Source organism: Salinicoccus sp. RF5 (genome assembly GCF_020786625.1).
In the GTDB taxonomy this organism is placed as follows: domain Bacteria; phylum Bacillota; class Bacilli; order Staphylococcales; family Salinicoccaceae; genus Salinicoccus.
The window spans coordinates 1,306,697-1,330,945 of record NZ_JAJGRC010000001.1 but is presented as its reverse complement, the minus strand read 5'-3'; the positions used below and the strand labels follow the sequence as shown (position 1 = coordinate 1,330,945).

Here is a 24,249-nt window from a genome sequence, read left to right as displayed (position 1 = left end):
CCTGAATATTGTCCGGTGGCAATGGCGGAGAGGCCCCACCTGTTCCCATGCCGAACACAGCAGTTAAGCTCTCCAGCGCCGATGGTAGTTGGACTGACGTCCCGTGAGAGTAGGACGCCGCCGGGCAATTCATTGTTTTATTCCACAGTAGCTCAGTGGTAGAGCTATCGGCTGTTAACCGATCGGTCGTAGGTTCGAATCCTACCTGTGGAGCCATTTTTTTGTTTAATTACATATATGCTGGCCCGTTGGTCAAGTGGTTAAGACACCGCCCTTTCACGGCGGTAACACGGGTTCGAATCCCGTACGGGTCATTGATTGGAGAATTAGCTCAGCTGGGAGAGCATCTGCCTTACAAGCAGAGGGTCGGCGGTTCGAACCCGTCATTCTCCACCACGGAGGGGTAGCGAAGTGGCTAAACGCGGCGGACTGTAAATCCGCTCCTTCGGGTTCGGCAGTTCGAATCTGCCCCCCTCCATTTTTAAAAGTATTGGGCTATCGCCAAGCGGTAAGGCAACGGTTTTTGGTACCGTCATGCGCAGGTTCGAATCCTGCTAGCCCAGCCATGAGCCATTAGCTCAGTTGGTAGAGCATCTGACTTTTAATCAGAGGGTCAGAGGTTCGAATCCTCTATGGCTCACTCACAAGGCATCTTCCTTTGGAAGGTGCCTTTTTTGTTCCCCTCTATTCGTCTATGCAATAATATTTGCATAAAAATCCAAGGTTGTATACTATAGTATCTGTGAGATGAATGGAAAGGGGAATTCAATGAATCAGAATGTACATATTATCGGTGCGGCTACTGCTTTTGGTCAACCGAGACTTGGTGTAGATTTCGGTCCGGATGCTCTGAGATATGCAGGGCTGATAAAAATTTTGAAGGAATTGGGACTCTCTGTGACCGACAAGGGCAATATCAGAGGAAACTTTGAGGTTGAAGCAGGGCGTCACAACATAAAGAATGATGATAACCTGTTGAATTATGATGCTGTTAAAGACTTCAATACTATACTGGCGGGAGCTGTCGATGCATCGGTGTCCAATGGGCATTTTCCATTGATACTGGGTGGGGACCATTCATTGTCCATCGGTTCACTTGCCGGCATCAGCAGGCATTACAATGATCTGGGAGTCATCTGGTATGATGCCCATGGGGATTTGAATGACAGCAGGACATCCCCATCCGGGAATATTCATGGCATGCCACTTGGCATATCATGCGGCCTTGGTGATACAGACTTGGTCAACCTATATGATTCTGGGCCGAAGATTAAGCCTGAGAACATCGTCCTGGTTGGAGTGCGTGATTTGGATGAGGGGGAAAAGCAATTCATCCAAGAAAATGATATCCTAACCTTTACAATGACGGATATCAGGAGGCTGGGCATTGCTGATGTGATGCAGCAGGCATTGGACCATATTGAAGAAAAATGCGATGGCATCCACCTTTCGCTCGATGTCGATGGCTTGGATCCTATGGAAACACCTGGTACAGGTACACCGGTCAATGGTGGCCTTTCATTATCCGAAACACAACTGGCGATGAGCATACTGAATGATTCGGACCGGATCACCTCAATGGATCTGGTTGAAGTGAACCCTCTGCTCGATGACAGGAATAAAACTGCTGAGAAAGCTGTTGAAATCGCTGCTTCCCTTTTCGGCAAGAAGCAGCTTTAGGCAAAAAGGAACTGCATCTCTCGCGGGATGCAGTTCTTTAATGGCTAGTCTTCCCCTATGGGCAGAATCTGGACCTTGTAGTCCTTTGTATTTTTGCTTCCTTTTTTCTCCGAATTATCCTTCACGAAATTCTTCAGTTCCTTCTTGAACTGCTTGAGATCGTCTTCCTTCATCCTCAAATTATAGGACATGCTGTCCTTTTTCTTTTCATCAGCACTGTATTTCAGAAGATCGATGTTGGGAACGACCTTTTTGGCTACAGGCTCATAGAACTTCTGGATGATGCTGTTCTTTTCCTCGGTCTTCACTACATGAATAATCCCATTCTTAAGAAGTTCATTCAGATGGTAATGGATTTTGGCCCGCGGGATGTCGAGCTCATCAGCAAGCATCTGGCCGGTTTTCGGATTCTCTGCAAGCATGGTCATGAGCTGGATCCTGAAAGGGTCACTTACGCTTTTCAGTTGGGCGAGGTTATCGATAACCAATAATTTTTTCATGTAGAACACCCCTTATAATGTATATTTATAGTATGATTAAGTATAAAAGCGATGTCAATAAAATGAACATCGATAATATTTGCTTGATCACACTTGTAACATTTGTTGCATTTTTGCCATTTTGGTATGATGGAACTGTTAAGACAGTGAAAGGGGCACCATTATGATCGGACAGCGGATCAAGGAAATACGCAATAATAACAACCTTACACAGGAAGAGTTGGCAGACGGCATCATTTCCAGGACATATTTGAGCCTGATCGAAAAGGGAAGCGTGCACCCTTCAACCAATGTATTGATCAAATTGAGCGAAAGGCTCAACTGTTCGGTCAACGATTTTATGCAGGAAGTTTCCCACTTCCGTTATAATGATGTGGAGATTCTGCGTGAAATCGCCTATTATGAACAGAAGATGGAGCAGGGGGACTATTCGTCGCTCCACTATTTCATAGAGAAGGAATATGAAGAGGTGGAACAGATTCCAGCACCAGACAGCGGGCGTGTCCATCTTCTTTATGCCAAGTACTTCAAACATACGGGAGACCGGAGGAAGCTGAGGGTACATATTGACCGGGCGCTTGAACTGCTGTCGACCGTCTCAATCAACCAGGCCTATATCGACGCAGTGATCCTCAAAGTGGAATTACTGGTTGAGGAGGACTCGTACGAAGCATCACTCGACCTGCTGGAAGATACGCTCTATACCATCCTTCGTTTTTCCGATTTTGACCTAGTGGTCATAAGAATCCTGTTTGAGGTGGCACAGTGCTATCATAAGGCTGGGGAATACTTTACTTCTTCCCGTTTCGTGGCACGCATCAAAAAGCATTCCAGGATGCTTAATATCGACTACAGGAAGGACGAGCTTTCCCTCCTTGAAGGGAAAAACCTCGCGATGCTCGGCAAGACGGAAGCACTCGAAGCAATGGTATCGGAGTCGGGACTTCCGGTAATGCAGCTGCTCGACAGCTACGCAAAGTATAGGAATGGAAATATAAGAGAAGCAGAAAAAAGATTCAAGGGTCTTGGAACTGATGTGGAGATGATCAGACAAGACGAAGTCCTTTCCAATATTCATGAAGAATTGGAGAAGAGACTTGGGTCCATATGAATGATTAAGTGAGGGACGCATTATGCAGACAGGCAATTTTTTTGAAAATGTCACTACGGCAACCATAATAGCAAGTATTGTCGATCTGCTGATTGTATGGTATGTAATATATCTTCTGATTACTGTAATGAAGGGCACAAAGGCCATCCAGCTGATAAAAGGGATATTTCTCATCCTCATCGGCCGATCAATCAGTAACTTTTTCGATTTGACGACAACGACGCAGATGTTCGATACTGTCCTGGAATGGGGTTTCCTTGCAATCATCGTCATCTTCCAGCCTGAGCTGAGGCGCGCACTTGAGCAGCTCGGACGTGGCAGCCTGTTCCGCACCAATGGGAGTGCAAGCTCCACAACTGAGCAGGACAAGCTGAGGGAAGCGATGGTGAAATCCGTCAGGTACATGGCCAAGCGGCGCATCGGTGCGCTGATTGTGTTTGAAAAGGAAACGGGACTGAAAGACTATATAGAGACCGGCATACCGATCAATGGAAACATCACTTCAGAACTCCTGATCAACATTTTCATCCCGAATACCCCCCTCCACGATGGTGCAATGATCATACAGGGGGACAAGATCGCTACAGCGGCCAGCTATCTGCCGCTGTCGGACAGCAGCAAGATCGCCAAGAACCTTGGTACCCGACACCGTGCAGCCGTCGGGCTGTCTGAAGTGACTGATGCATTTACGGTCGTCGTCTCAGAGGAGACGGGCAACATATCCGTCACCTATGACAGTAAGCTGACAAAAGAAATATCGCTTGATGAACTTGACGAACTGCTCAAGTCACATTGGAGCATTCTTCCACCGTTGAAGGAAGGGGGCGGTCTGTTTGCTAGAAAGTAAATGGGGATTAAGGTTTGTCGCGCTGCTGCTGGCACTGTTCATGTTTCTGTCGGTCAATGATGTCTTCGATGAATTTCTTGCTTCGAATGGAGAATCACCTGAATCGGAAGTGATCGAGGGCATGCCGGTGGAAGTGCTTTATGATGATGAAAAACATTATATATCCGGGGCTCCCGATCAGGTCAATGTTCAGCTTTTCGGCAACACATCCAATGTGAAGCGGCTTCAGACCACCCGGGATTTCGAAGTCTTTCTGGACCTCAGGAATCGGGAAGTCGGTGAATATGAAGAGCATTTCACAGTAGATGGATTGCCTGAGAATGTAACTGCTGAAGTAGTGCCGGAAACTGCAAATGTGAATATACAGGAACTGGTGACGCGGACATTTGAAGTGCAGGCGGAAGTCAGTGAAAGCCGTGTCGGGCCAAATCATGATCTTGAATCTGTACAGATTGAACCCGAAACTGTTACTGTGATGGGTGGAGAAAGTGAAATGAACCGTATACAGTATGTACGGGCCACCTTGAACGACAATGCAAGAATCACTGAAGATCGTGTGGAAGAAGCAGAAGTAAGCGTATTTGATACACAATTCAACAAACTTGATGTCCGTATCGACCCGACGCATGTACGAGTGGAAATAAATGTCGAGGAACGGAGCAAGGAAGTCTCTGTGAATTATGAAGTGAACGGTGAAGTCGAAGAAGGCTACACTTTGGAAGATGTCGGGCTCAATTATGATACTGTAGAAGTCTACGGGACAAAAGAGGTATTGGAGGAGCTCGAAGAGATAAATGTCGAAGTGGATGTGGAAGGTCTTGACGAATCCACTACACAGGACGTGGATATCGATGTGCCTGAAGACGTCGACAGGACAGAACCTGCGGTTCTTCGGGCGGATATAGAAGTTAAGCAGAATAACGGATAATATATTGCATAAAAAAAGGAGAACGTCATGGGTAAATATTTTGGAACTGATGGAGTAAGAGGTGTAGCAAATACTGAACTGACCCCGGAACTTGCATTCAAGTTGGGAAGATTCGGCGGTTACGTACTGGCAGGACAGAAAAGTGAGAATAAGACGGTACTGGTTGGGCGCGACACGCGTATTTCAGGAGAGATGCTCGAGTCGGCACTTGTAGCCGGACTGCTCTCCATCGGAGCGGAAGTCATGAGGCTCGGCATCATTTCCACGCCGGGCGTCGCATACCTGACGAAGGAGATGGAGGCGGATGCGGGAGTCATGATCTCTGCTTCCCATAATCCTGTAGGAGATAACGGCATCAAGTTCTTCGGTGCGGATGGATTCAAGCTCACTGATGACCAGGAGGCCGAAATTGAAAAACTTCTGGACATGGAGGAAGATACATTGCCAAGGCCTACGGGTGCCGACCTGGGCAATAAATCCGACTACTATGAAGGCGGCCAGAAATATGTAAGCTACCTCAAGTCGACAGTCGATGAGGATTTCGAAGGCATGAAAATTGCGCTCGATGGTGCCCACGGCTCCACCTATTCTCTTGCGCCATACCTTTTTGGGGATCTTGAAGCGGATACCGTTACTGTAGGCTGCAACCCGGACGGTACAAATATCAACGCCGGTGTCGGTTCCACCAATCCTGAAAAGATCGTCGAACTCGTCAAGGAGGAATCCTGTGATTTTGGATTTGCCTTTGATGGAGATGGCGACAGGATCATTGCAGTGGATGAAAAAGGGAACATCGTAGATGGCGACAAGATCATGTTCCTTCTGGCCCAGCACATGAAGTCTGAAGGCATGCTGAAGGATGATATGGTCGTATCTACTGTAATGAGCAACCTGGGCTTCTACAAGGCACTCGAGGCACATGGCCTGAAGAGTGACAAGACGAAAGTCGGTGACCGTTACGTCGTGGAAGAGATGCGGTCAGGTGGCTACAGCCTTGGTGGCGAACAATCCGGCCACATCATCATGATGGATTACAATACGACGGGAGACGGCCTGCTGACCGGCCTCCACCTCGCATCCATCATCAAGTCCTCAGGTAAGACACTGAGTGAACTCGCAGGTCAGGTGGAAACATTCCCTCAGGAGCTTGTGAATATACGTGTTACAGATAAATATAACGTGGCGAATAACGCACTGGTGGCCGAAAAGATCGAAGCAGTCGAAAAAGAGATGGACGGCAACGGACGCGTCCTCGTCAGAGCGTCAGGCACGGAACCGCTTGTCCGCGTAATGGTGGAAGCGGAGACGGAAGAACTGGCAAGACAATACAGCAATGACATCGCTGAAGTGGTCCAGGCAGAAATGGGTCTCGACTAATGATGACAAAAACCTCCAACCTCCGGGTTGGAGGTTTTTTCTTCCAAAATATATGATAAATGCATGATTCTATTGAAGTATGGACTGGTATCCCTTACAATGTGGATGGTGAAGAATAAGGAGGGTAGGGTATAGGTATACTATAAATCGGAATAGCGCCTGGGCAAGCATCGGCTTGCTGACGAGGAGGACAGTGATCGATCATCGGCGGATACTGTCCCGGATACTGAAGTATTCGTAAGGCCAGCTGTTAAAGCCGTCGGGTGACCGACGGGACAGAGCACTGGCAAAAGATAACTAAATATAATAAGAGAGAGAAAGGGCGTTTTTTAATGTGTGGAATCGTTGGATATATTGGAAATAAAGATGTGAAGGAAATATTGCTGTACGGGCTTGAGAAGATGGAGTACCGTGGCTACGACTCTGCAGGCATCGGGGTCAGGGACGATAATGAAGTGAAAGTCTTCAAGGAAAAGGGAAGGATCAAAGATCTCAGAGAGAAAGTCGATGGCGACTTTGATGCTACAGTGGGCATCGGCCATACAAGATGGGCGACACACGGTGTGCCGAACGTCAAGAATGCACACCCGCACCAGAGTGCTGACGGACGTTTCACGCTTGTCCATAATGGCGTCATCGAAAACTATGAACAGGTCAGACAGGAGCATATCCCTGATGTGGAGCTTGTTTCAAGTACTGATACTGAAATCATAGTTGAAATCATGTCCAAGTTCGCACAGGAAGGACTCTCTACAGAGGAGGCATTCACTAAGACACTGGATATCCTCCATGGTTCATATGCAATCGGGCTGCTGGATGAGGAAGAGCCGGATGTCATCTATGCTGCAAAGAACAAATCCCCACTGCTGCTCGGCAGAGGCGATGGCTTCAATGTCATCACTTCCGATGCCATGGCGATGCTGCAGCAGACGAATGAATTCGTCGAACTGATGGACGGCGAAGTTGTACTGCTCAAGAGAGATGAAATCATCATCAAGGATAAGACCGGCAAAGAAGTGGATCGGGAATCCTATATTGCAGAAATCGATGAAAGTGATACCGAGAAGGGCACATATGACCACTACATGCTCAAGGAGATCAACGATCAGCCGGCTGCAATGCGCAAGATCATCCAGGAGTATCAGGATGAAGACGAGAACCTCAAGATTGATCCCGAAATCATCAACCAGCTGAAAGACTCCGACCGCATCTATGTCATCGCTGCCGGAACCAGCTATCATGCAGGTCTGATCGGCAAGGAATTCTTTGAGAAATGGGCAGGCGTGCCGACGGAAGTACATGTCGCTTCGGAATTCGTATATAATACGCCAATGCTGTCGGAGAAACCGCTCTTCATCTTCATCTCACAATCCGGTGAGACTGCAGACAGCCGTGCCGTACTGGTTGAAATCAAGAAGCTTGGCCACAAATCCCTGACAGTGACGAACGTACCGGGCTCCACGCTTTCAAGGGAAGCAGACCAGACACTCACCCTGCATGCGGGACCTGAGATTGCCGTCGCTTCAACGAAGGCCTATACCGCTCAGATTGCCGTCCTCTCCATCCTGGCCCAGGTAGCGGCAAGAGAGCTTGGCAAGGGTACGGAAATCAACCTGATGCAGGAGCTTGCCAAAGTCACGACGGCCATCACAGCCATCATTGACGATGCGCCCGCGATTGAGCAGATCGTCAACGAGTACCTTGAGACGACGCGCAATGCATTCTTCATCGGAAGGACGATGGACTACTATGTCGGACTCGAAGGCGCCCTCAAGCTCAAGGAAATCTCCTATATCCAGGCAGAAGGATTCGCCGGCGGGGAGCTCAAGCACGGTACGATTGCACTGATTGAAGAGAACACCCCGGTCTTTGCACTCGCTACACAGGAGAAGGTGAACCTGAACATCCGCGGCAATGCGCAGGAAGTAGAAGCACGCGGCGCCAAAGTATGCCTGGTGTCCATGGAAGGATTGGACCAGGAAGGCGACACATACGTCATCCCGCGCGTCCATGAGATGCTTACACCACTCGTATCCGTAGTCGTGTACCAGTTCATCGCCTACTATGCAGCACTGCACCGCGGCAACGATGTAGACAAGCCGCGCAACCTGGCGAAATCTGTAACGGTTGAATAGTATAAAGTAAGGAAAATAACTTCCTGTAGATTTAAAATAAAGTTCGCCCGTTTAAAAAATTAAATGTTTATGAAAACTTATACCGTTTCCCCCCCTTTGGATATGATTGTCTGAAGGGGGTTTTTATGTCTAAAAGGAAAAGAACATCCAATTTATCTAGAACCGGTTGTGTTTTTAAAAGACGGAGTATGGATTGAGGGGACCTTTCTATTTAGGTGAATTTATGATAAAATACAAAGTGTACTATTGTTTGAAAGGGTGAACCAAGGGAACATGCGCAACTAATCCTATTTATAAGCAAAACTAATTCAAGAAACGGTGTATTGTATGAGAAGCAGAAATGCTTGCTTATTTATCATGCCTGATTTTCTTGTTTCGGAATAGGATTAGATAATGGAACTGATTTCAACTAAGGGATACCCTTGGCTTTATTTGTTGTCTCCTATTCTGAAAAAATCAGAAGGGGCTTTTTTTGTGTCCGGAAATGGAGATGTAAATATATGTTTATTAAAGAAATCAAACAACTAAAATTTGGAATCCGGGATCGAACGCTCTTTGAAATCCCTCTATTACAAGTGCAAGCAAAAGAACGTATTGGACTTGTTGGAAAGAATGGGACGGGTAAAACGAGTCTCCTTGAAATAATCGCAGGGAAAAAACGAATAGAACAAGGAATGGTTAACGGTGAGGCTACCATCACGCTTCTCCCACAGCTGAAACAGACAAATACAGTTCAAAGTGGTGGAGAAATAACACAAAGCTATATAGATACTGCACTTGCAGAGAAGGCGGATTTATTACTTGCAGATGAGCCTACTACAAATCTGGATACAGAGAAAATAGAAAAGCTTGAAAAAGCACTCCACCGATTCCAAGGAGCAATCATCACCGTTTCCCATGATCGTGCTTTCTTAGATGCGATTTGTGACACCATTTGGGAAATTGATGATGGAAGACTAAATGTCTATAAAGGGAATTATTCCGATTATGTTGCCCAAAAAGACTTGAAAATTAGACAGCAAGAAGCGGCTTATGAAAACTATATGCAGAAAAAACAGCAACTAGAGCAAGCTCTTGCTAAAAAAGAGAGAAAAGCAAATCGTGCCACTAAAAAACCAAAAAATATAAGTACTTCTGAAGCAAAAATTACTGGTGCTAAACCTTACTTTGCGAAAAAGCAAAAAAAGTTACAACAGACAGCCAAATCCATTGAAACAAGGATTGATAAGCTAGAAAAAGTGGAAAAGGTTCGTGAATATCCTAAAATAAAAATGGATATATCAAGCTCTGAAGCCCTCTATGGAAGGTTTATTATACGCGGAGAACATATTGGTGGAAAAGTTGGCCAACGTACACTTTGGGAGCCTGCAGATTTTTATATAAAAGGTGGAGACAAAGTTGCTTTAATTGGTAATAGTGGTACGGGGAAAACAACGCTAATCAAATATATTTTGAAAGAAGAAACTGGTATTACTGTCTCTCCTGCTGTTAAACTCGGCTATTTCAGTCAGAATTTAGATGTTTTGGATAAACAGAAATCGATTTTAGATAATGTGATGTCTACTTCGATTCAAGATGAGACAACAGTAAGGACAGTGCTTGCGAGATTACATTTCTTTCGTGATGACGTGTATAAGACTGTCAATGTATTAAGTGGTGGGGAGCGAGTGAAAGTTGCTTTTGCAAAAATTTTTGTTAGCGACAATAATATGCTTATACTCGATGAACCAACAAATTTTCTAGATATTGAAGCAGTTGAAGCATTAGAAGAACTATTAATCGATTATGAAGGCACACTCCTTTTCGTATCTCATGACCGTGTATTTGTTAATAATATCGCCAATCGGATATTTTCTATAGAAGATGAGGAATTGAATATTTTTGATGGCACTTATGAACACTATAAAAATTTTTCACCAAACCCCGCAGCTGATACAAATAAACAAGAACTGCTTGTAATCGAAAATAAAATTACTGAAGTTCTTGGAAAATTAAGTTTGGAATCAACTGAAGAACTCGATCAGGAATTTCAGGAGCTATTGCAGTTGAAAAATAAATTACTTTCGGATAAAGGGAAGTGAAACTTCTGCCTTTGAGAATGCCTGGACAATGATCATATTGGATATTATTAAGCTATCAGGTTTGTGGAAGAACACATTAGAAAGTGATCAATCTTTTTTAAAATGAATTTTGATGTTTACGGTAACGCACGAATTTATGAGTGACTTTTAATCAAACTTTATTTTAAAGCTACACCTCCAACAGGCTAGGCCGTTGGAGGTCATTTTAGTCCTTAAAAATAATTTTGAAATATCAACCAAACAAAGAACCTCTTGCTTCAAGGATAGAATAGATGTGTATAGCAATGGACGTTTAGGGGTATTCGTCTATTGTTAAGCCCATTACGACAGTTACATATGATATCTATGTCTGGATCGAAGGGGTTATGGATATGAAGAAAACAAATATCGCAATTGTTGTCATTATTACTGTCTTTGCAGCTTCGGTGGGACTCATAACTTTGTGGAATGGCAATCCGGAGACAGAAGAAGTACGGGAGGGACCGAATACAGCAGAAGGGGTGGACTACAACTATCCGCCGGAAAGGGCGGAAGAGCTGCTCCGGGAACAGGAGAGACTGGAAGCGGACATTTTGACGGAAAGCAGTGGGGGTACACTGGAAGATCCATATGTGAACCTCGATCCTTATGGTCGAAGTCCACTATCTGCGCTGGTGGTCTTTGATACGGAAGCGCGCGCCCAAGTCTCCTTCACCGTACAGGGAAAGGACAGTGAAATGGATATTTCGAATACAATCGAGGGATTCCGTACACATCATGAGCTTCCCATCGTGGGTCTGTATCCCAGTTATACGAACACGGTGGAAATCAGGGTGGGAACGGAATCCGGGGAAACCATGACCAATACAGTGACAATAGTAACAGGACGTCTGCCGTCTGACATACCCGCAATTGAGATCAAAGAAGCCAAGCCTGAAAAGATGCAGCTCGCTGAAAATGAATTGACTTTCTATGTGCCGAGTACAAGGCACGCATTCGCATTTGATACTAATGGAGACGTACGGTGGTATGGAGCGGGCTTCAACAGCCATATCCTGCAGGAATTGGATAACGGGAACCTGCTCTATTTGAGCAAAGATGACAACAGTGGAAGTACGTATAACCGTCTGTATGAAATAGATTACATCGGCAAGCTGCATAATGCTTTCGATATCAGTGAGGAAGCAGCTGAGCAGGAGACCGAGGACCTGGAATCGACTTTGATTCACCATGACGTTCCAGAACTTCCGAATGGAAACCTGCTGATGACCGTTAACGATGGGGGCGGCGAATACATGGAGGACATGATGATCGAGGTGGACAGGAAGACGGGGAAAGTGCTGAAAGTCCTCGAATTGAAGGATCTGTTTCCAAAAGAAGTGTATGAAGAATACGAAGTCAGGGATGACTATGGTCTGAGGGACTGGTTCCACCAGAATTCTGTTGTATATGATGAAAATGACGACAGCATCATCATCTCGGGGAGACATCAGGATACCGTGATGAAGGTTGACTATGAGACGGAAGAGACCATCTGGATCTTGGCTCATCCCGAAGGATGGAATGAAGAAATGATGGATTATCTTGTAGAAGGGAAAGGTGATGATTTCAAATATCCTGCGGCCCAGCATGATGCGACAATACTGCCCGATTTCGATGATAATCCTGCAACGATAGATGTATTGCTGTTTGATAATAATACTGTAGTGACTCGAGGGGATAAAGACTCGGCTGGGAAATACAGTGCTGCAACCCACTATCGGATCAATGAAGAGACATTGGATGCGGAAATCGTATGGACCTACGGGCAGGAGCTCGGGGCAGATTATTTCACAAGGATCATAAGCAGTGCAAGATATCTGGAGAACAGTGGCAACATACTGATTGACTTCGGTTATGCCGATGAAGGGAAAAGAAGTTCATTTGTCGAAGTGACCCATGACGCGCAGTCGGAAAGGGTGTTTGAAGCCGAAATGACAGAATTTCGGACAGGCGCCTGGGCCTACCGGGGTGTAAGGTATCAGATATATAATGACCTATGGGAAGAGCGGTTCACTCTGGATAAGTAGAAGGGCGGTCAAGTATTGGAAGGACTGAAGTGAATGTGGAATGGCGGGTTTGAAGATATGACGGCCTCTTGGGCCCATTCCAATAATGAGAGGCCTATACTAAATAGTATGGCAACGATTACCTTGTGAAGTCAGTCAATTTATAGTCACATTTTAAGATGAATCTGATAGGTTTTACCCCTTATAAATTTACATTTGATAGGGATGTGATAAAATAACGGACAATATGTATTAGAAGGAGAAATGATATTTAATGAAGAAATTATTATTCAGCCTATCCCTCGGCACATCCATAGCTGTTCTGGCAGCATGTGGTGGCGGAGATGAATCTGCAGAAAATACAAATGAAGAAGCGGAAACACAGGAGGAAGCTTCAGCAGAAAATGGTGATGGGGCGGCCTCAGAAAGCAATGGAGAGGCAACCGGGGAAGGAGCAGAACACCCTGAAATGCCGGAACCGGATCTTGAGGGCATACCGGATGTCGTCGCTGAAGTGAACGGTGAGGAAATCACGAAGGAAGAATTCGAGCAGACATACACCAATCAATTCCAGTCGGCAGCGATGCAGCAGCAGATGACCGGTGAAGAAATCGACCAGGATCAGATGAAAAAAGACATTCTTGATGGCATGATCAGTCAGAGGCTCTTCATCCAGGAAGTGGACAATCGTGATATGAATGCCTCTGAAGAGGAAGTCGATGAAATTGTAGGACAGCTGGTCGAACAGAATGGATTCGAATCTGAAGATGAGCTCTTTGCTGCCTTTGAAGAGCAGAGCATGGCAAAAGAAGAAGTGATGTCCCAGATTGAAACGGAAAGTAAAATCCAAAAGATGATCGAGGAAGAGGTTGGTGAAGTCGACCCTACAGAGGAAGAACTTCAGGCAATGTATGATCAGATGACAGCGCAGCAGGAAGAAGCGGCTGAAGGGGAAGTCCCTTCCTTTGAAGAGATCAAGCCGCAGCTTGAAGACCAGGTGAAGATGGAGAAGGAAACAATGGCTGCACAGAACCTTGCTTCAGAGCTTCGTGAAGATGCAGATGTGACGGTTCATCTATAATCAGACAAAATGAGAAACAGCCTCCAGTTCAAACTGGAAGCTGTTTTTTTATTCCGCCGTCTTTTCGAAAAGTTTCCGGTCGAAGGAGGCGAAAGTCTCTGCCCCATCTTCTGTGATGTGGACCGATTCGGTGATGGAAACACCGAAGTTGTCGAACCATAGGCCGGGCATGAGGTGGAAGGTCATGTTCGGCTGAAGCATGGTGTGGTCTCCCGCCCTGAAGCTGATGGTATGCTCCCCCCAGTCGGGTGGGTAGCTGAGTCCGATGGAGTATCCGATACGGGCGTTCTTTACATATCCGTGCTTGCCGATGGTGCGGGTCCACACCTCATTCACCTCTTCGGCTGTGGTGCCGGGAGTCATGTGATAGAGCGTTTCATTGATGCCTTCATTTATTACATCTGCCACCTCCTGCACGTGCCCAGGGGCTTTACCGAGGATCATGGTGCGGGCTAGTGGCGTATGATACCGTTTATAGCATCCGGCAATTTCTAGTGTCAGTATATCCCCCTCGATATATCTTCTGTCCGACCATGTAATGTGGGGACTGGCGGTCATCTTTCCGGCAGGTAACATAGGGACCATGGAAGTATAGTCGCCGCCGAAATCATCGCTGCCATAGATCTGGGCATGTGTAATGGCCGCTGCCACTTCATTTTCCCGGACACCGATATTGACGGTGTCGTATGCGGCCTGCATGGCCTTTTCCACTATCTGTGCAGCATTCTTCATGTAGCTGATTTCCGTATCGCTTTTAAGGACCCTGACCCAGCTCACGAGGTTGCCGGTATCCTTCAGTTCGGCATTGGGCAGACCGATCTGCAGACGTTCATGGCACATTGCCGTGTAGTAGAAGGAGTCCATTTCGACACCGATCTTCTTATCATCCTGGCTGCATTCGACCAGTACGTCAGCCACGTAATCCATGGGATGCCTGATGGTCGACTGCACATAATTGTCTGGATAGAAGCGGATGCTGGATTCCTTCATCCATGTAGTCATCATTGCTCCGCTGGCATCCATCTGCCTGCCGATCCATATGGGTTCATCCATATCGATGAAGACGAGGACGACCTGATTTACATAGAAGCTCCATGCATCGTATCCCGTCAGATAGTACATGTTTGAGGGATTGGATATGATCAGGCCCTCAACCCCATACTGCAGCATCTTCTGTTTCGTATTGTTCATTCTGATATCATATTCCTCTTTGGAGAACATGGGCCTCTCCCCTTTGTCTGTGGATTATTGCTCAAAGGCAGGATGTGGAGGGTCAGGATTGGGCGTTGGACACGTTGAGTGCCTGCAGCGCATTTTCAAGGTCCTGCTTCAAGTCGTCGAATGATTCTATGCCTGCAGAATAACGGATGAGGCCCTCAGCGATTCCGAGTTCCGCCCGTTCTTCCGGAGTGGATTCCACATGGCTGGTCGTCCTGGCCGGTCCGACTGTTGTTTCGACGGCGCCCAGGTTGGCTGCCCTGTTTGCGAATTCAAGCCGTGGCAGCACTTCTTTGACGGCATCCATCCCGCCATGCAGGGAGAAACTGAACATGCTGCCGAATCCTTTCATCTGTTTTTTTGCGATATCATGGTTCGGATGGTCCTCAAGTCCCGGATAGAATACTTCAGCCACAGCAGGATGGCCGGACAGGTACTCTGCAAGCCTGCCGGCGTTTTCGGTCTGCTTCCAGACCCTGAGGTCCAACGTCTTCATCCCTCTGATCATCAGATAGGCGGCATTGGGGTCCATCGTGGCACCATTGATTTCACGATAGTGGAAGACCTGCTCGACAAGGTCCTTTCTTCCGCACAGCACCCCGCCGAGTGCATCTGCATGTCCGCCCAGAAACTTCGTGGCACTGTGGATGACAAGGTCGGCCCCAAGTGACAGCGGGTTCTGCAGAATAGAGGTGGCGAATGTATTGTCCACGACAAGTAGGGCATCCTGTTCCCTGGCAAGTTCTGCGATCCTTTCGATATCAGTGATCTTTACAGTGGGGTTGGTCGGTGTTTCAAGATGGATCAATCGGCATCCTTTTCTGATTTCATTTTCCATCGCTTCATGGTTGCCTGTCTCACACAGTTCAATTTCAATATCGAGCTTCGGCAGAAACTCCGTGAATATCTTGTTTGTTCCACCGTATGTGTCCTTGATGCTGACGACACGGTCCCCTGGACGGAGGAAAGTGTGTAGGGTGTTGCTGATCGCAGCCATCCCGGTGGAAAAGCTTGTAGCCGCTTCAGCACCTTCCATCTGCTTGATCTTGTCTTCGAATGAAGCGACGGTCGGATTCGTATTTCTTCCGTAAATATGGCCATCTTCTTCACCGATGGCCACCTGATACCAATGGTCGAGGTCGTCGTAGTTGTAGGCGACGCTGTTTACGACCGGCACCTGGCTGGCGCCATGTACCCGGTACGCCTTCTCCCCTGCCCAAACTGCTTCCGTTGCATGATCTACATTTCTCTTCATTTCAACACACCCCTTTAATATAATGGAAACGCTTACATAAATATACGTTTAGTGTACTATAACATTAAAGGGGTATATTTATAAATGAAAATGAACTAATTTAATGAAGAAAATTTTAAAAGCAGGGGGAACGAGAATGTCAGTATTTGAAGAATTCATCAGTGGAATCGATGACAGTGATCATAGGGAGAGGATGGAAGAGGTGTTGTCTTGGGTGCATGACGAATATCCAAATATGGAGAGGGTTGTGAAGTGGAACCAGCCGATGTTCACAGATCATGGTACATATATCATTGGCTTCAGTGTGGCCAAGAAGCACATGTCGGTTGCGCCCGAGAACAAAGCAATCGAGGAATTCGGAAGTGCCCTCGAAGAAGTCGGCTATGTCCATACGCGTCAAATATTCCGTATACCATGGGATAGGGAAGTGGACTATGCGCTCCTGAAGAAAATCATCGAGTTTAACATTGAAGCTAAGGCTGGGGTGGAAACATTCTGGCGATGAGCAGAAAGGGACTGTATGCAGTCCTATTTTTTTGGTATAGCGGATAAAATGCTTGAAAGTCAAACATGGTCAATGTATAATATAGTTAAGGTCAAAGTTGGTCAGTAATTCATTATTTTATGACTTCGACTTTAAATATACCAATGAGCAGTATTGTTGAATCAATGTCCCACAGGTTTTATAATGCTTATATAGTCAAATAAAGTCAAAAATCACTGAGACGTATATATATTAAAATGAAGGAGGAATCTATTCATGAAATGTCAAAATTGTGGTATTAATGATGCGAATGTCAACTTGGCAATGAACATCAATAACCAAAAGGCACAAGTCCACTTATGCAATGAATGTTTCCGTGAAATCAGAGGCCAGATGATGGGCGGCGGTGATTTCTTTTCGGGGTCTCCTTTCGAAAATTCAGGTTCCAATGATAAGCAGTTCCAAGGAAATGGCAGCGGCCAGGCCGGAACAAGAACAAGACAGAAACAGGCTGCCGGAGGCGATGGGCTGCTGGATCAGCTTGGCAAGAACGTTTCCGATGAAGCGCGGGCAGGCAACATAGACCCGATCATCGGACGTGACACGGAAATCAAGCGTGTCATCGAAACGCTGAACAGAAGGAATAAGAACAATCCGGTACTGATCGGTGAGCCGGGTGTCGGTAAGACCGCTATTGCTGAAGGTCTGGCACTCAAGATCACCGAAGGGGCAGTTCCTGCGAAACTCACCGATAAAGAGATCTATGTGCTTGATGTGGCATCACTCGTAGCGAACACAGGCATTCGCGGTCAATTTGAAGAGCGCATGAAGCAGCTGATTGCTGAGCTTCAGGAACGTAAGGATGTCATCCTGTTCATCGATGAGATCCACCAGATCGTCGGTGCAGGGACAGCGGAAAGTTCACAGATGGATGCAGGCAACATCTTGAAGCCGGCACTGGCACGTGGTGAAGTCCAGATCATCGGTGCGACGACACTTAAGGAGTATCGCCAGATTGAAAAGGATGCGGCCCTTGAACGCCGTCTGCAGCCGATTCTCGTAAAAGAGCCGACACTGGACGAAGCGGAGCAGATTCTTCAGGGGATTAAGGACCGCTACGAAAAATTCCACGAAGTACGCTACTCCGACGATGCCATCCACGCATTCGTTACACTGAGTGACCGCTATATCCAGGATCGTTTCCTGCCGGATAAGGCAATCGACCTTATGGATGAAGTCGGCTCACGCCTCAACCTCTCGAATGCGGAAAGCGATTCGAACTCCATCCAGCAGCGTCTGAATGAAATCGCCCGGGAAAAAGAGGAGGCAGCTGAGCGTGAAGAGTATGAAAGAGCTGCAAACCTCAAGTATCAGGAAATACAGCTTGAAAAGCAGCTTGAGAAGGCCAAGGATAAGGAACAGGTGCTCGATGTCGAAGTTTCAGACATCCAATTGATCGTCGAAGAGAAGACGGGTATTCCTGTAACGAAGCTTCAGGCCGATGAACAGAAGAAGATGCGCGATCTTGAAGGTGAACTTGCCAAGAAGGTCATCGGCCAGGAGGAGGCGGTCGGCAAGGTGGCCAAAGCTGTGCGCCGCAGCCGTGCCGGGCTGAAGTCCAAGCATCGTCCAATCGGGTCATTCCTATTTGTCGGACCGACGGGGGTCGGTAAGACGGAATTGACAAAGGCACTGGCTGAAGAGCTTTTCGGCTCCCGTGAATCAATGATCAGGCTCGACATGAGTGAGTACATGGAGAAGCACACCGTGTCCAAGATCATCGGTTCGCCACCGGGATATGTCGGACACGAAGAAGCGGGACAACTGACGGAGAAGGTCCGCCGGAACCCTTACAGCATCATTCTGCTGGATGAGATAGAAAAAGCCCATCCGGATGTACAGAACATGTTCCTGCAGATCATGGAAGATGGTCATCTGACAGATTCCCATGGCCGTACGGTCAGTTTTAAGGATACCGTCATCATCATGACGAGCAACGCGGGAACTGGTGTGAATACAGCAAGCGTCGGCTTCAACCCGGACAAGCATGAATCCGTATCGACGCTGGACAACTTGAGCGACTACTTCAAGCCTGAATTCCTGAACCGCTTCGATTCGATCATCAACTTCAATGCATTGACTGAAGATAACCTGATTGAAATCGTCGACCTGATGCTTGCAGAACTTCAGGAGACTGTCGAGGAGAACGACATCAGCATCACAATCACTGATGAAGCCAAGCGTGAACTTGCACGGCTCGGTTATGACAAACGGTTCGGTGCAAGGCCGCTCCGCAGGGTCATCCAGGATAAGATAGAAGATCAGCTGACCGATCTCATCCTGGAGGAAGAGACTGTAGATGATGTAAGAGTACAGTTGGAAGACGAAGAGATTGCAGTTGTGAAAGGCTAGTTTCGCACTTGTATATAAATGGAGGCTGCCGTCCCGAAAGGGATGGCAGCCTTTTATGTTCTCTAGTGTTGTTTCATATTTGCAGCATACGGGAAGAGTGTTCCGACAATACTCTAGGAGGAGATACTGTGAAGGACCATCAGATATATATAAATGGCGAATATACATCCTCGACCGGAGACGAATGGATCGACATCATCAACCCGGCGACCGAGGAAGTGATATCCAGGACACCTAAAGGCACATCAGAAGATGTGGACAGGGCAGTGGAAGCCGCTTCCAAGGCCCAGCCTGCATGGGAGCAGGTGCCGAACATCGAGCGGGGCAGGATTGTACGCAGGATGGGTGAGAAGATCGCCGAAAGAAGAGAGACTTTCATCGATCTGCTCCAGGAAGAGCAGGGGAAGGATTACGAGTTGGCAAGCGGTGAAGTGGATCTGGCGATAGACTATTTCGAATACATGTCCGAATGGGCGAGAAGAATCGAAGGCGATATCGTCCCAAGTGACAGGTCCAATGAGAACATCCTTGTCTACAAGAAGCCGATCGGCGTAGTGGCCGGCATCATTCCGTGGAACTTCCCGGTCTTCATCCTGGCACGGAAAGTGGCCACTGCACTGATGACGGGCTGTACCGTTGTAATAAAGCCGAGTCAGCATACACCGAACACGACGATGGAATTCACCAGAATCGTAGATGAGATGTCAGAGGTCCCTGCAGGCATATATAATGTCGTAACGGGTGCAGGCTCTGAAATCGGCAATGCCCTGGCTTCACACAAGGATGTGCACATGGTGACGATGACAGGCAGCATCACTGCTGGTACAAAAGTGATGGAGGCAGCGGCGCAGAACATTACAAAAGTGAATCTCGAGCTCGGTGGCAAGGCGCCCGCCATAGTGACTGAAAATGCAGACCTCGATCTTGCGGCAGAAGAGATCACGACTTCAAGGCTTGCCAATAATGGGCAGGCCTGCACAAATGCGGAGCGCGTCTATGTCCATGAGAGTGTTGCTGAGGAACTGACCCGTAAGCTCAAGGAGAAGTTTGAAGTGAAGACATTCGGAGATCCACGCAAAGACAAGGAAGCGGATCTCGGCCCCCTAGTCAATCAGGACCGTCTTGAGACAGTGGATGAGATGGTGCAGAATGCAGTTTCATCTGGTGCAAAAGTGGTTACGGGTGGAGAAGCCGCAGATGTCGACGCAGGATTCTTCTATAAACCGACAATCCTCACAGATGTTACCCATGAGTCCGACATCATGACGGATGAAATATTCGGGCCGGTGCTGCCGATATCAACGTTCAGCACATTGGATGAAGCCATTGAAAAAGCCAATGATACCGTATACGGCCTTTCATCTTCAGTTTACACGGAGGACCTGAACGAAGCGATGCGTGTCATCAATGAGATGAAGTTCGGTGAAACTTACGTCAACCGTGAAAACTTCGAGGCTGTTCAGGGGTATCATGCAGGAATGCGCCAATCTGGCCTTGGCGGCACAGACGGCAAATATGGCGTAGAGGATTTCCTTGTGACCCAGGTGGTCTATATGCAGTATAAGGAAAACAAAAAATAGAAGAATGATCGATAGATGCAGAGCCCTCCGGTTCTGCATCTTTTCAATACATAAAGCCCATCTTTCAATGCCGCAGTCCAAGATAATCCACTCATCTCCATGATGGTGTTATAATACACTTAAAGAGGCTTTACATAATTGCAGTCCTTCAAAAATCCCAATTGATGAGGAGGGGAGTCATGAGAAACCAGGCAATGGTCAAGAAGTTCGATCGGCAGTCAAAAACGTATGACAAGCGGAGGGGCAACGATCCTACCGATAAATACCGGGCGCGCATCATTCCGGAAGCCGAAGGCAAGGTTTTGGAGGTGGGTATTGGTGCCGGAGGGAATTTTCCGTACTACGAAGCTGATATTGAGCTGACAGGTGTCGACTTCAGTCCCAAAATGATTAATGCGGCTCAGGAGGCTGCTTCAGCCTATCCCTTTGAAGCGACACTGTACGAGGCGGATATAGCAGAGCTGGAGTTTGATGAAAACAGTTTTGACACCATCGTCTCCACGCTCTCATTCTGTACCTATGAGCACCCTGATGATGTACTTGCGAATTTTGCAAAATGGTGCAGGCCGGAAGGAACGATATTGATGATGGAACATGGCGAAAGTACAAACCGCCTGCTTGCAGGGGCACTGAATATAGTGAATCCGGTTTCGATGAAGGTGCTCGGATGCCATCAGAACAGGAATATCTCAGAAATTGTAAGGCATTCCGATTTGAAGATCGTGAAGGAGGAGAGGCATCTGGTCGGCTGCCTTCATATGCTGTGGGTGAAACCTTGAATATTGGTTGAATAAGGGCAGAGGGACATCTTCTGCTCTGTTTGAATGTATGAACTTCAGGGAAAGGAGCAAATAGCAGAAAGGGAGAGGAATCCAAATGAAACGTTTTAGACTTTTGATCACAGCAGCTATGCTCAGTACATTGATGGCAGCATGTGGAATGAACAATGATTCGAATGAGTTCGATCAGCAGCAGACGATAAATGATACGATGAACCAGCAGAGCCAGGACGGATCTGATGGAAACAGCCAGGAGTAACATCTACATAATTGCTATATTTGAAAAGTGGTCGGATATGACCGCTTTTTTGAATACATCCAATGGACAGGCTGGGGGATATGTTTAGTTCCATAATACATGGGAATCGAATATGTAAATCAGTACGAAAGGGGTATGTCATGAAAATCTGGAAACTTTTGTTTTTGGCACTGGTACTTGGAATCGTGCTGGCAGCCTGTGGCGGTAATGAAGAACCGGAAGAGGAAGATGAGGAAAGAGTCGATGAAACGATTGATGAAGAAAGGGAGGATGTGGCCGAGGAAACGAACGCAGGCAGTGAAGAAGAAGTTGGCCTAATGAACAGTGAAGGGGAAGAGACAACGACTGCAACACTGAGTGAAGGGGAACATGGAGTGAATATTGCGCTTGTGGGAGAAGATCTTCCTGCCGGTACACATGGTTTTCATATCCATGAGACGGGCAGCTGCGAGCAGCCCGATTTCGAATCAGCTGGTGGACACTACAATCCGACAGATGCGAACCATGGGTTTGACGATCCTGAAGGACCACATGCCGGTGACATGGAAAACATAGAGGTTGCTGAAGATGGCACCATAAACACGGAAGTCACAGCAGATATGGTGACGATGGAAGAAGGTCAGGAGACTACGCTCTACCCGGAAGGTGGGACGGCACTCGTCATCCATTCAGGTGCTGATGACTATGAGAGCCAGCCCTCAGGTGATGCCGGTGAACGCATCGCTTGTGGTGTAATCGGAGAATAGCATATATCACGAAACACTCCGGAGGCCAGACGGCCTCCGGAGTGTTCTGTTTGGGTGTCCTCTTCTATTCGAGTCCCATCGATTTCTTATAGCCCTCCAAATAGGAGATTTCTGATGGGGAGCCCTTGTCCATGCTGTTCATCGCACGATGCCATAGTGGATAATATGGCTCAGGCCGGGCTGCTGCTTCAATCCTGTCATGCTCTTTCTGGGTCAGGCGGATGTTGTAGGAAGCAATGTTTTCATGAAGCTGCTCTTCATTTCTTGCCGCAATGACCACAGGACCCACATTCGGACGGTCCTTGACCCATGCAAGGGCGATCTGCGGCACTGTAGCGTTGCGCTCTTCTGCGACTTCCTTGAGTGCATCGATGACATCATACAAGCGCTCCTCATCCTTCACCCAGGGCTCTGGCCATCCGCTACCCTGACGGGTACCAGAAGGCGCTTCATTATTGCGGTCGATCTTTCCGTTCAGGAGGCCTTCTCCGAGGGGACTCCATATCATTGAGCCGATGCCGAGTTCACTGCCGGCCGGCAGCAGCTCGTATTCCGCTTCCCGTGCTTCAGGCGTATAGTAGATCTGTTGGGTAATCGGTGGAATGAGCCCCCTTTGTTCTGCAATCGTATAGGTTCTGGCCAAGGCCCAGCCGCTGTAGTTCGATACACCCCAGTACCGGATCTTGCCGGACTTGATGAGATCGTTCATCGTTTCGATCGTTTCCTCGATGGGGGTACGTCCGTCCCAGAGGTGGACGAAGTAGATGTCCAGATAATCGGTGCCGAGCCGTTCCAGGGTACGGTCGATCGACTTTTCGATATTGATGCGCGAAGCACCACCCGCATTTGGGTCCTCCCCCAGGTCGAATCCTGTCTTGGATGTCAGGAGTACCTTATCCCTCCTGCCTTTGATGGCTTCTCCGAGCACCTTTTCCGCATCTCCTTCTGAGTAGAGGTTGGCTGTATCGAACATGTTGATGCCTGCATCGAGGCAGATGTCCACATGACGTCTTGCGGTTTCCGCATCAATGTTTCCGGCCGGCTCAAATCCATTAGTCCCACTGAAAGGGATCGTCCCGAGAATGTACTTGGGCACTTTCAAACCGGAATTTCCGAGATAGATATAATCCATGGTATCCTCCTTAGAACCCTTTTTAAGTTAAATTTCCCCCTGCAGATGAACATAAACATGAGTTGTCACGTCCATCCCCTGTTCACCAGCCAGTTGGAGAATGAAAGGAGATCCGCGAAATGATGATCTGCGCCGACTTTCTTATTTTTCCTGTTGCCGATAAAGACGGTCCGAGTGCCTGCATTCCGGCCAGCCTGGATATCCGGTTCCCTGTCGCCCACCATGTAGCTCTCTCCAAGAGAGATATCGTGGGTCTCTGCAAGGTCCAGGATCATCCCCGCTTCCGGCTTCCTGCATGCACATCCTTCATGGGGCATGTGCGGACAGTAGGCGATATCATCCACCCTGGCACCCGAGTCCCCAAGGAGATTCACGAGCCTGTCATGTATTTCCCCGAGCGCATCCTCAGTCATATAGCCAAGGCCGACACCGCCCTGGTTGGTGACGATGAACACTTTCCATCCATCCTCATTGAACTGTCTGATGGCCTGTTCTACACCTTCAAGGAGGTGGAGATCCTCGGGACGGTTCACGAACTTCACCCGGTGGTTGAGCACTTCATTGATGACGCCGTCCCGATCCAGAAATACTGCCTTATGCATAAGAGGTCCCCTTTC

Annotated in this window: 20 protein-coding genes, 6 tRNA genes and 1 rRNA gene; 22 read left to right on the top strand and 5 right to left on the bottom strand. The window is 47.5% G+C overall.

Going from position 1 to position 24,249, the window contains the following annotated elements:
• Nucleotides 1-11 precede the first annotated feature (11 nt).
• The 8 genes from rrf to rocF all read left to right on the top strand — a co-directional run bounded on the left by rrf (nucleotide 12) and on the right by rocF (nucleotide 1,680).
• A 5S ribosomal RNA gene (gene rrf, locus LLU09_RS06925) occupies nucleotides 12-126 on the top strand.
• Between the two features lie 15 nt (nucleotides 127-141).
• Nucleotides 142-216: transfer RNA gene (locus LLU09_RS06920), tRNA-Asn, on the top strand.
• A gap of 26 nt (nucleotides 217-242) precedes the next feature.
• A tRNA-Glu gene (locus LLU09_RS06915) sits at nucleotides 243-314 on the top strand.
• A gap of 6 nt (nucleotides 315-320) precedes the next feature.
• Nucleotides 321-396 (top strand) — tRNA-Val (locus tag LLU09_RS06910).
• A 1-nt stretch (nucleotide 397) separates the two neighbouring features.
• Nucleotides 398-478 (top strand) — tRNA-Tyr (locus LLU09_RS06905).
• A gap of 13 nt (nucleotides 479-491) precedes the next feature.
• Nucleotides 492-566 (top strand) — tRNA-Gln (locus tag LLU09_RS06900).
• Nucleotide 567: 1 nt separating this feature from the next.
• Nucleotides 568-640, top strand: a tRNA-Lys gene (locus LLU09_RS06895).
• A gap of 128 nt (nucleotides 641-768) precedes the next feature.
• Entirely contained in the window at nucleotides 769-1,680 is a 912-nt protein-coding gene (rocF, locus tag LLU09_RS06890) for an arginase (protein WP_228311094.1), read from the top strand.
• A 44-nt stretch (nucleotides 1,681-1,724) separates the two neighbouring features.
• Here rocF and LLU09_RS06885 read toward each other — a convergent pair whose 3' ends face one another.
• The gene (locus LLU09_RS06885; RefSeq protein ID WP_040105221.1) at nucleotides 1,725-2,180 is read right to left on the bottom strand and encodes an ArsR/SmtB family transcription factor; all 456 of its coding nucleotides are present in this window, start codon (nucleotides 2,178-2,180) and stop codon (nucleotides 1,725-1,727) included.
• Between the two features lie 163 nt (nucleotides 2,181-2,343).
• On the opposite strand from LLU09_RS06885, the gene LLU09_RS06880 reads away from it, so the two are divergent.
• From LLU09_RS06880 to LLU09_RS06845, 8 genes are all read left to right on the top strand, one after another.
• A complete protein-coding gene (locus LLU09_RS06880) occupies nucleotides 2,344-3,291 on the top strand; it encodes a helix-turn-helix domain-containing protein (protein WP_228311093.1) in 948 nt (315 codons plus the stop codon).
• 22 nt (nucleotides 3,292-3,313) lie between these two features.
• On the top strand, nucleotides 3,314-4,138 hold the full coding sequence (gene cdaA / locus LLU09_RS06875; protein WP_040105219.1) for a diadenylate cyclase CdaA: 825 nt from the start codon (nucleotides 3,314-3,316) through the stop codon (nucleotides 4,136-4,138).
• Nucleotides 4,125-5,066, top strand: coding sequence for a CdaR family protein (locus LLU09_RS06870; RefSeq protein ID WP_228311092.1), 942 nt, complete (start codon nucleotides 4,125-4,127; stop codon nucleotides 5,064-5,066). Before cdaA ends, LLU09_RS06870 begins: the two co-directional genes overlap by 14 nt.
• A gap of 27 nt (nucleotides 5,067-5,093) precedes the next feature.
• Nucleotides 5,094-6,443, top strand: a complete 1,350-nt coding sequence (gene glmM / locus LLU09_RS06865) for a phosphoglucosamine mutase (RefSeq protein WP_228311091.1) — start codon at nucleotides 5,094-5,096, stop codon at nucleotides 6,441-6,443.
• A gap of 332 nt (nucleotides 6,444-6,775) precedes the next feature.
• Nucleotides 6,776-8,578 (top strand): glutamine--fructose-6-phosphate transaminase (isomerizing), encoded by a 1,803-nt coding sequence (glmS, locus tag LLU09_RS06860; RefSeq protein WP_228311090.1) that lies wholly within the window; start codon nucleotides 6,776-6,778, stop codon nucleotides 8,576-8,578.
• A 500-nt stretch (nucleotides 8,579-9,078) separates the two neighbouring features.
• Complete coding sequence (locus LLU09_RS06855; protein WP_228311089.1) at nucleotides 9,079-10,659, top strand: Vga family ABC-F type ribosomal protection protein; 1,581 nt, start codon at nucleotides 9,079-9,081, stop codon at nucleotides 10,657-10,659.
• Nucleotides 10,660-11,030: 371 nt separating this feature from the next.
• Nucleotides 11,031-12,707, top strand: a complete 1,677-nt coding sequence (locus LLU09_RS06850; RefSeq protein WP_228311088.1) for an aryl-sulfate sulfotransferase — start codon at nucleotides 11,031-11,033, stop codon at nucleotides 12,705-12,707.
• A gap of 253 nt (nucleotides 12,708-12,960) precedes the next feature.
• Nucleotides 12,961-13,767: a SurA N-terminal domain-containing protein gene (locus LLU09_RS06845; RefSeq protein WP_228311087.1), complete on the top strand. Its 807-nt coding sequence runs from the start codon at nucleotides 12,961-12,963 to the stop codon at nucleotides 13,765-13,767.
• Between the two features lie 48 nt (nucleotides 13,768-13,815).
• Here the strand turns inward: LLU09_RS06845 and LLU09_RS06840 are convergent, their stop codons facing one another.
• Nucleotides 13,816-14,988 (bottom strand): M24 family metallopeptidase, encoded by a 1,173-nt coding sequence (locus tag LLU09_RS06840; protein WP_228311086.1) that lies wholly within the window; start codon nucleotides 14,986-14,988, stop codon nucleotides 13,816-13,818.
• Between the two features lie 52 nt (nucleotides 14,989-15,040).
• Nucleotides 15,041-16,240 (bottom strand): cystathionine gamma-synthase family protein, encoded by a 1,200-nt coding sequence (locus tag LLU09_RS06835; RefSeq protein ID WP_228311085.1) that lies wholly within the window; start codon nucleotides 16,238-16,240, stop codon nucleotides 15,041-15,043.
• Nucleotides 16,241-16,376: 136 nt separating this feature from the next.
• Here LLU09_RS06835 and LLU09_RS06830 point away from each other — a divergent pair, with 136 nt between their 5' ends.
• The 6 genes from LLU09_RS06830 to LLU09_RS06805 all read left to right on the top strand — a co-directional run bounded on the left by LLU09_RS06830 (nucleotide 16,377) and on the right by LLU09_RS06805 (nucleotide 22,500).
• Nucleotides 16,377-16,745, top strand: a complete 369-nt coding sequence (locus LLU09_RS06830) for an iron chaperone (protein WP_228311084.1) — start codon at nucleotides 16,377-16,379, stop codon at nucleotides 16,743-16,745.
• Nucleotides 16,746-17,000: 255 nt separating this feature from the next.
• Nucleotides 17,001-19,136 (top strand): ATP-dependent Clp protease ATP-binding subunit, encoded by a 2,136-nt coding sequence (locus LLU09_RS06825; RefSeq protein WP_228311083.1) that lies wholly within the window; start codon nucleotides 17,001-17,003, stop codon nucleotides 19,134-19,136.
• Nucleotides 19,137-19,264: 128 nt separating this feature from the next.
• Nucleotides 19,265-20,716 carry an aldehyde dehydrogenase gene (gene aldA / locus LLU09_RS06820; RefSeq protein ID WP_228311082.1) on the top strand — a complete coding sequence of 484 codons (1,452 nt, stop codon included), beginning with the start codon at nucleotides 19,265-19,267 and terminating at the stop codon, nucleotides 20,714-20,716.
• Nucleotides 20,717-20,895: 179 nt separating this feature from the next.
• Entirely contained in the window at nucleotides 20,896-21,495 is a 600-nt protein-coding gene (locus tag LLU09_RS06815) for a class I SAM-dependent methyltransferase (RefSeq protein WP_228311081.1), read from the top strand.
• 97 nt (nucleotides 21,496-21,592) lie between these two features.
• On the top strand, nucleotides 21,593-21,754 hold the full coding sequence (locus tag LLU09_RS06810) for a hypothetical protein (RefSeq protein ID WP_156964950.1): 162 nt from the start codon (nucleotides 21,593-21,595) through the stop codon (nucleotides 21,752-21,754).
• 140 nt (nucleotides 21,755-21,894) lie between these two features.
• Nucleotides 21,895-22,500, top strand: coding sequence for a superoxide dismutase family protein (locus LLU09_RS06805; RefSeq protein ID WP_228311080.1), 606 nt, complete (start codon nucleotides 21,895-21,897; stop codon nucleotides 22,498-22,500).
• Nucleotides 22,501-22,564: 64 nt separating this feature from the next.
• Here the strand turns inward: LLU09_RS06805 and LLU09_RS06800 are convergent, their stop codons facing one another.
• Complete coding sequence (locus LLU09_RS06800; protein WP_228311079.1) at nucleotides 22,565-23,632, bottom strand: aldo/keto reductase; 1,068 nt, start codon at nucleotides 23,630-23,632, stop codon at nucleotides 22,565-22,567.
• Nucleotides 23,633-23,697: 65 nt separating this feature from the next.
• Entirely contained in the window at nucleotides 23,698-24,234 is a 537-nt protein-coding gene (locus LLU09_RS06795) for a D-glycero-alpha-D-manno-heptose-1,7-bisphosphate 7-phosphatase (protein WP_228311078.1), read from the bottom strand.
• Nucleotides 24,235-24,249 lie beyond the last annotated feature (15 nt).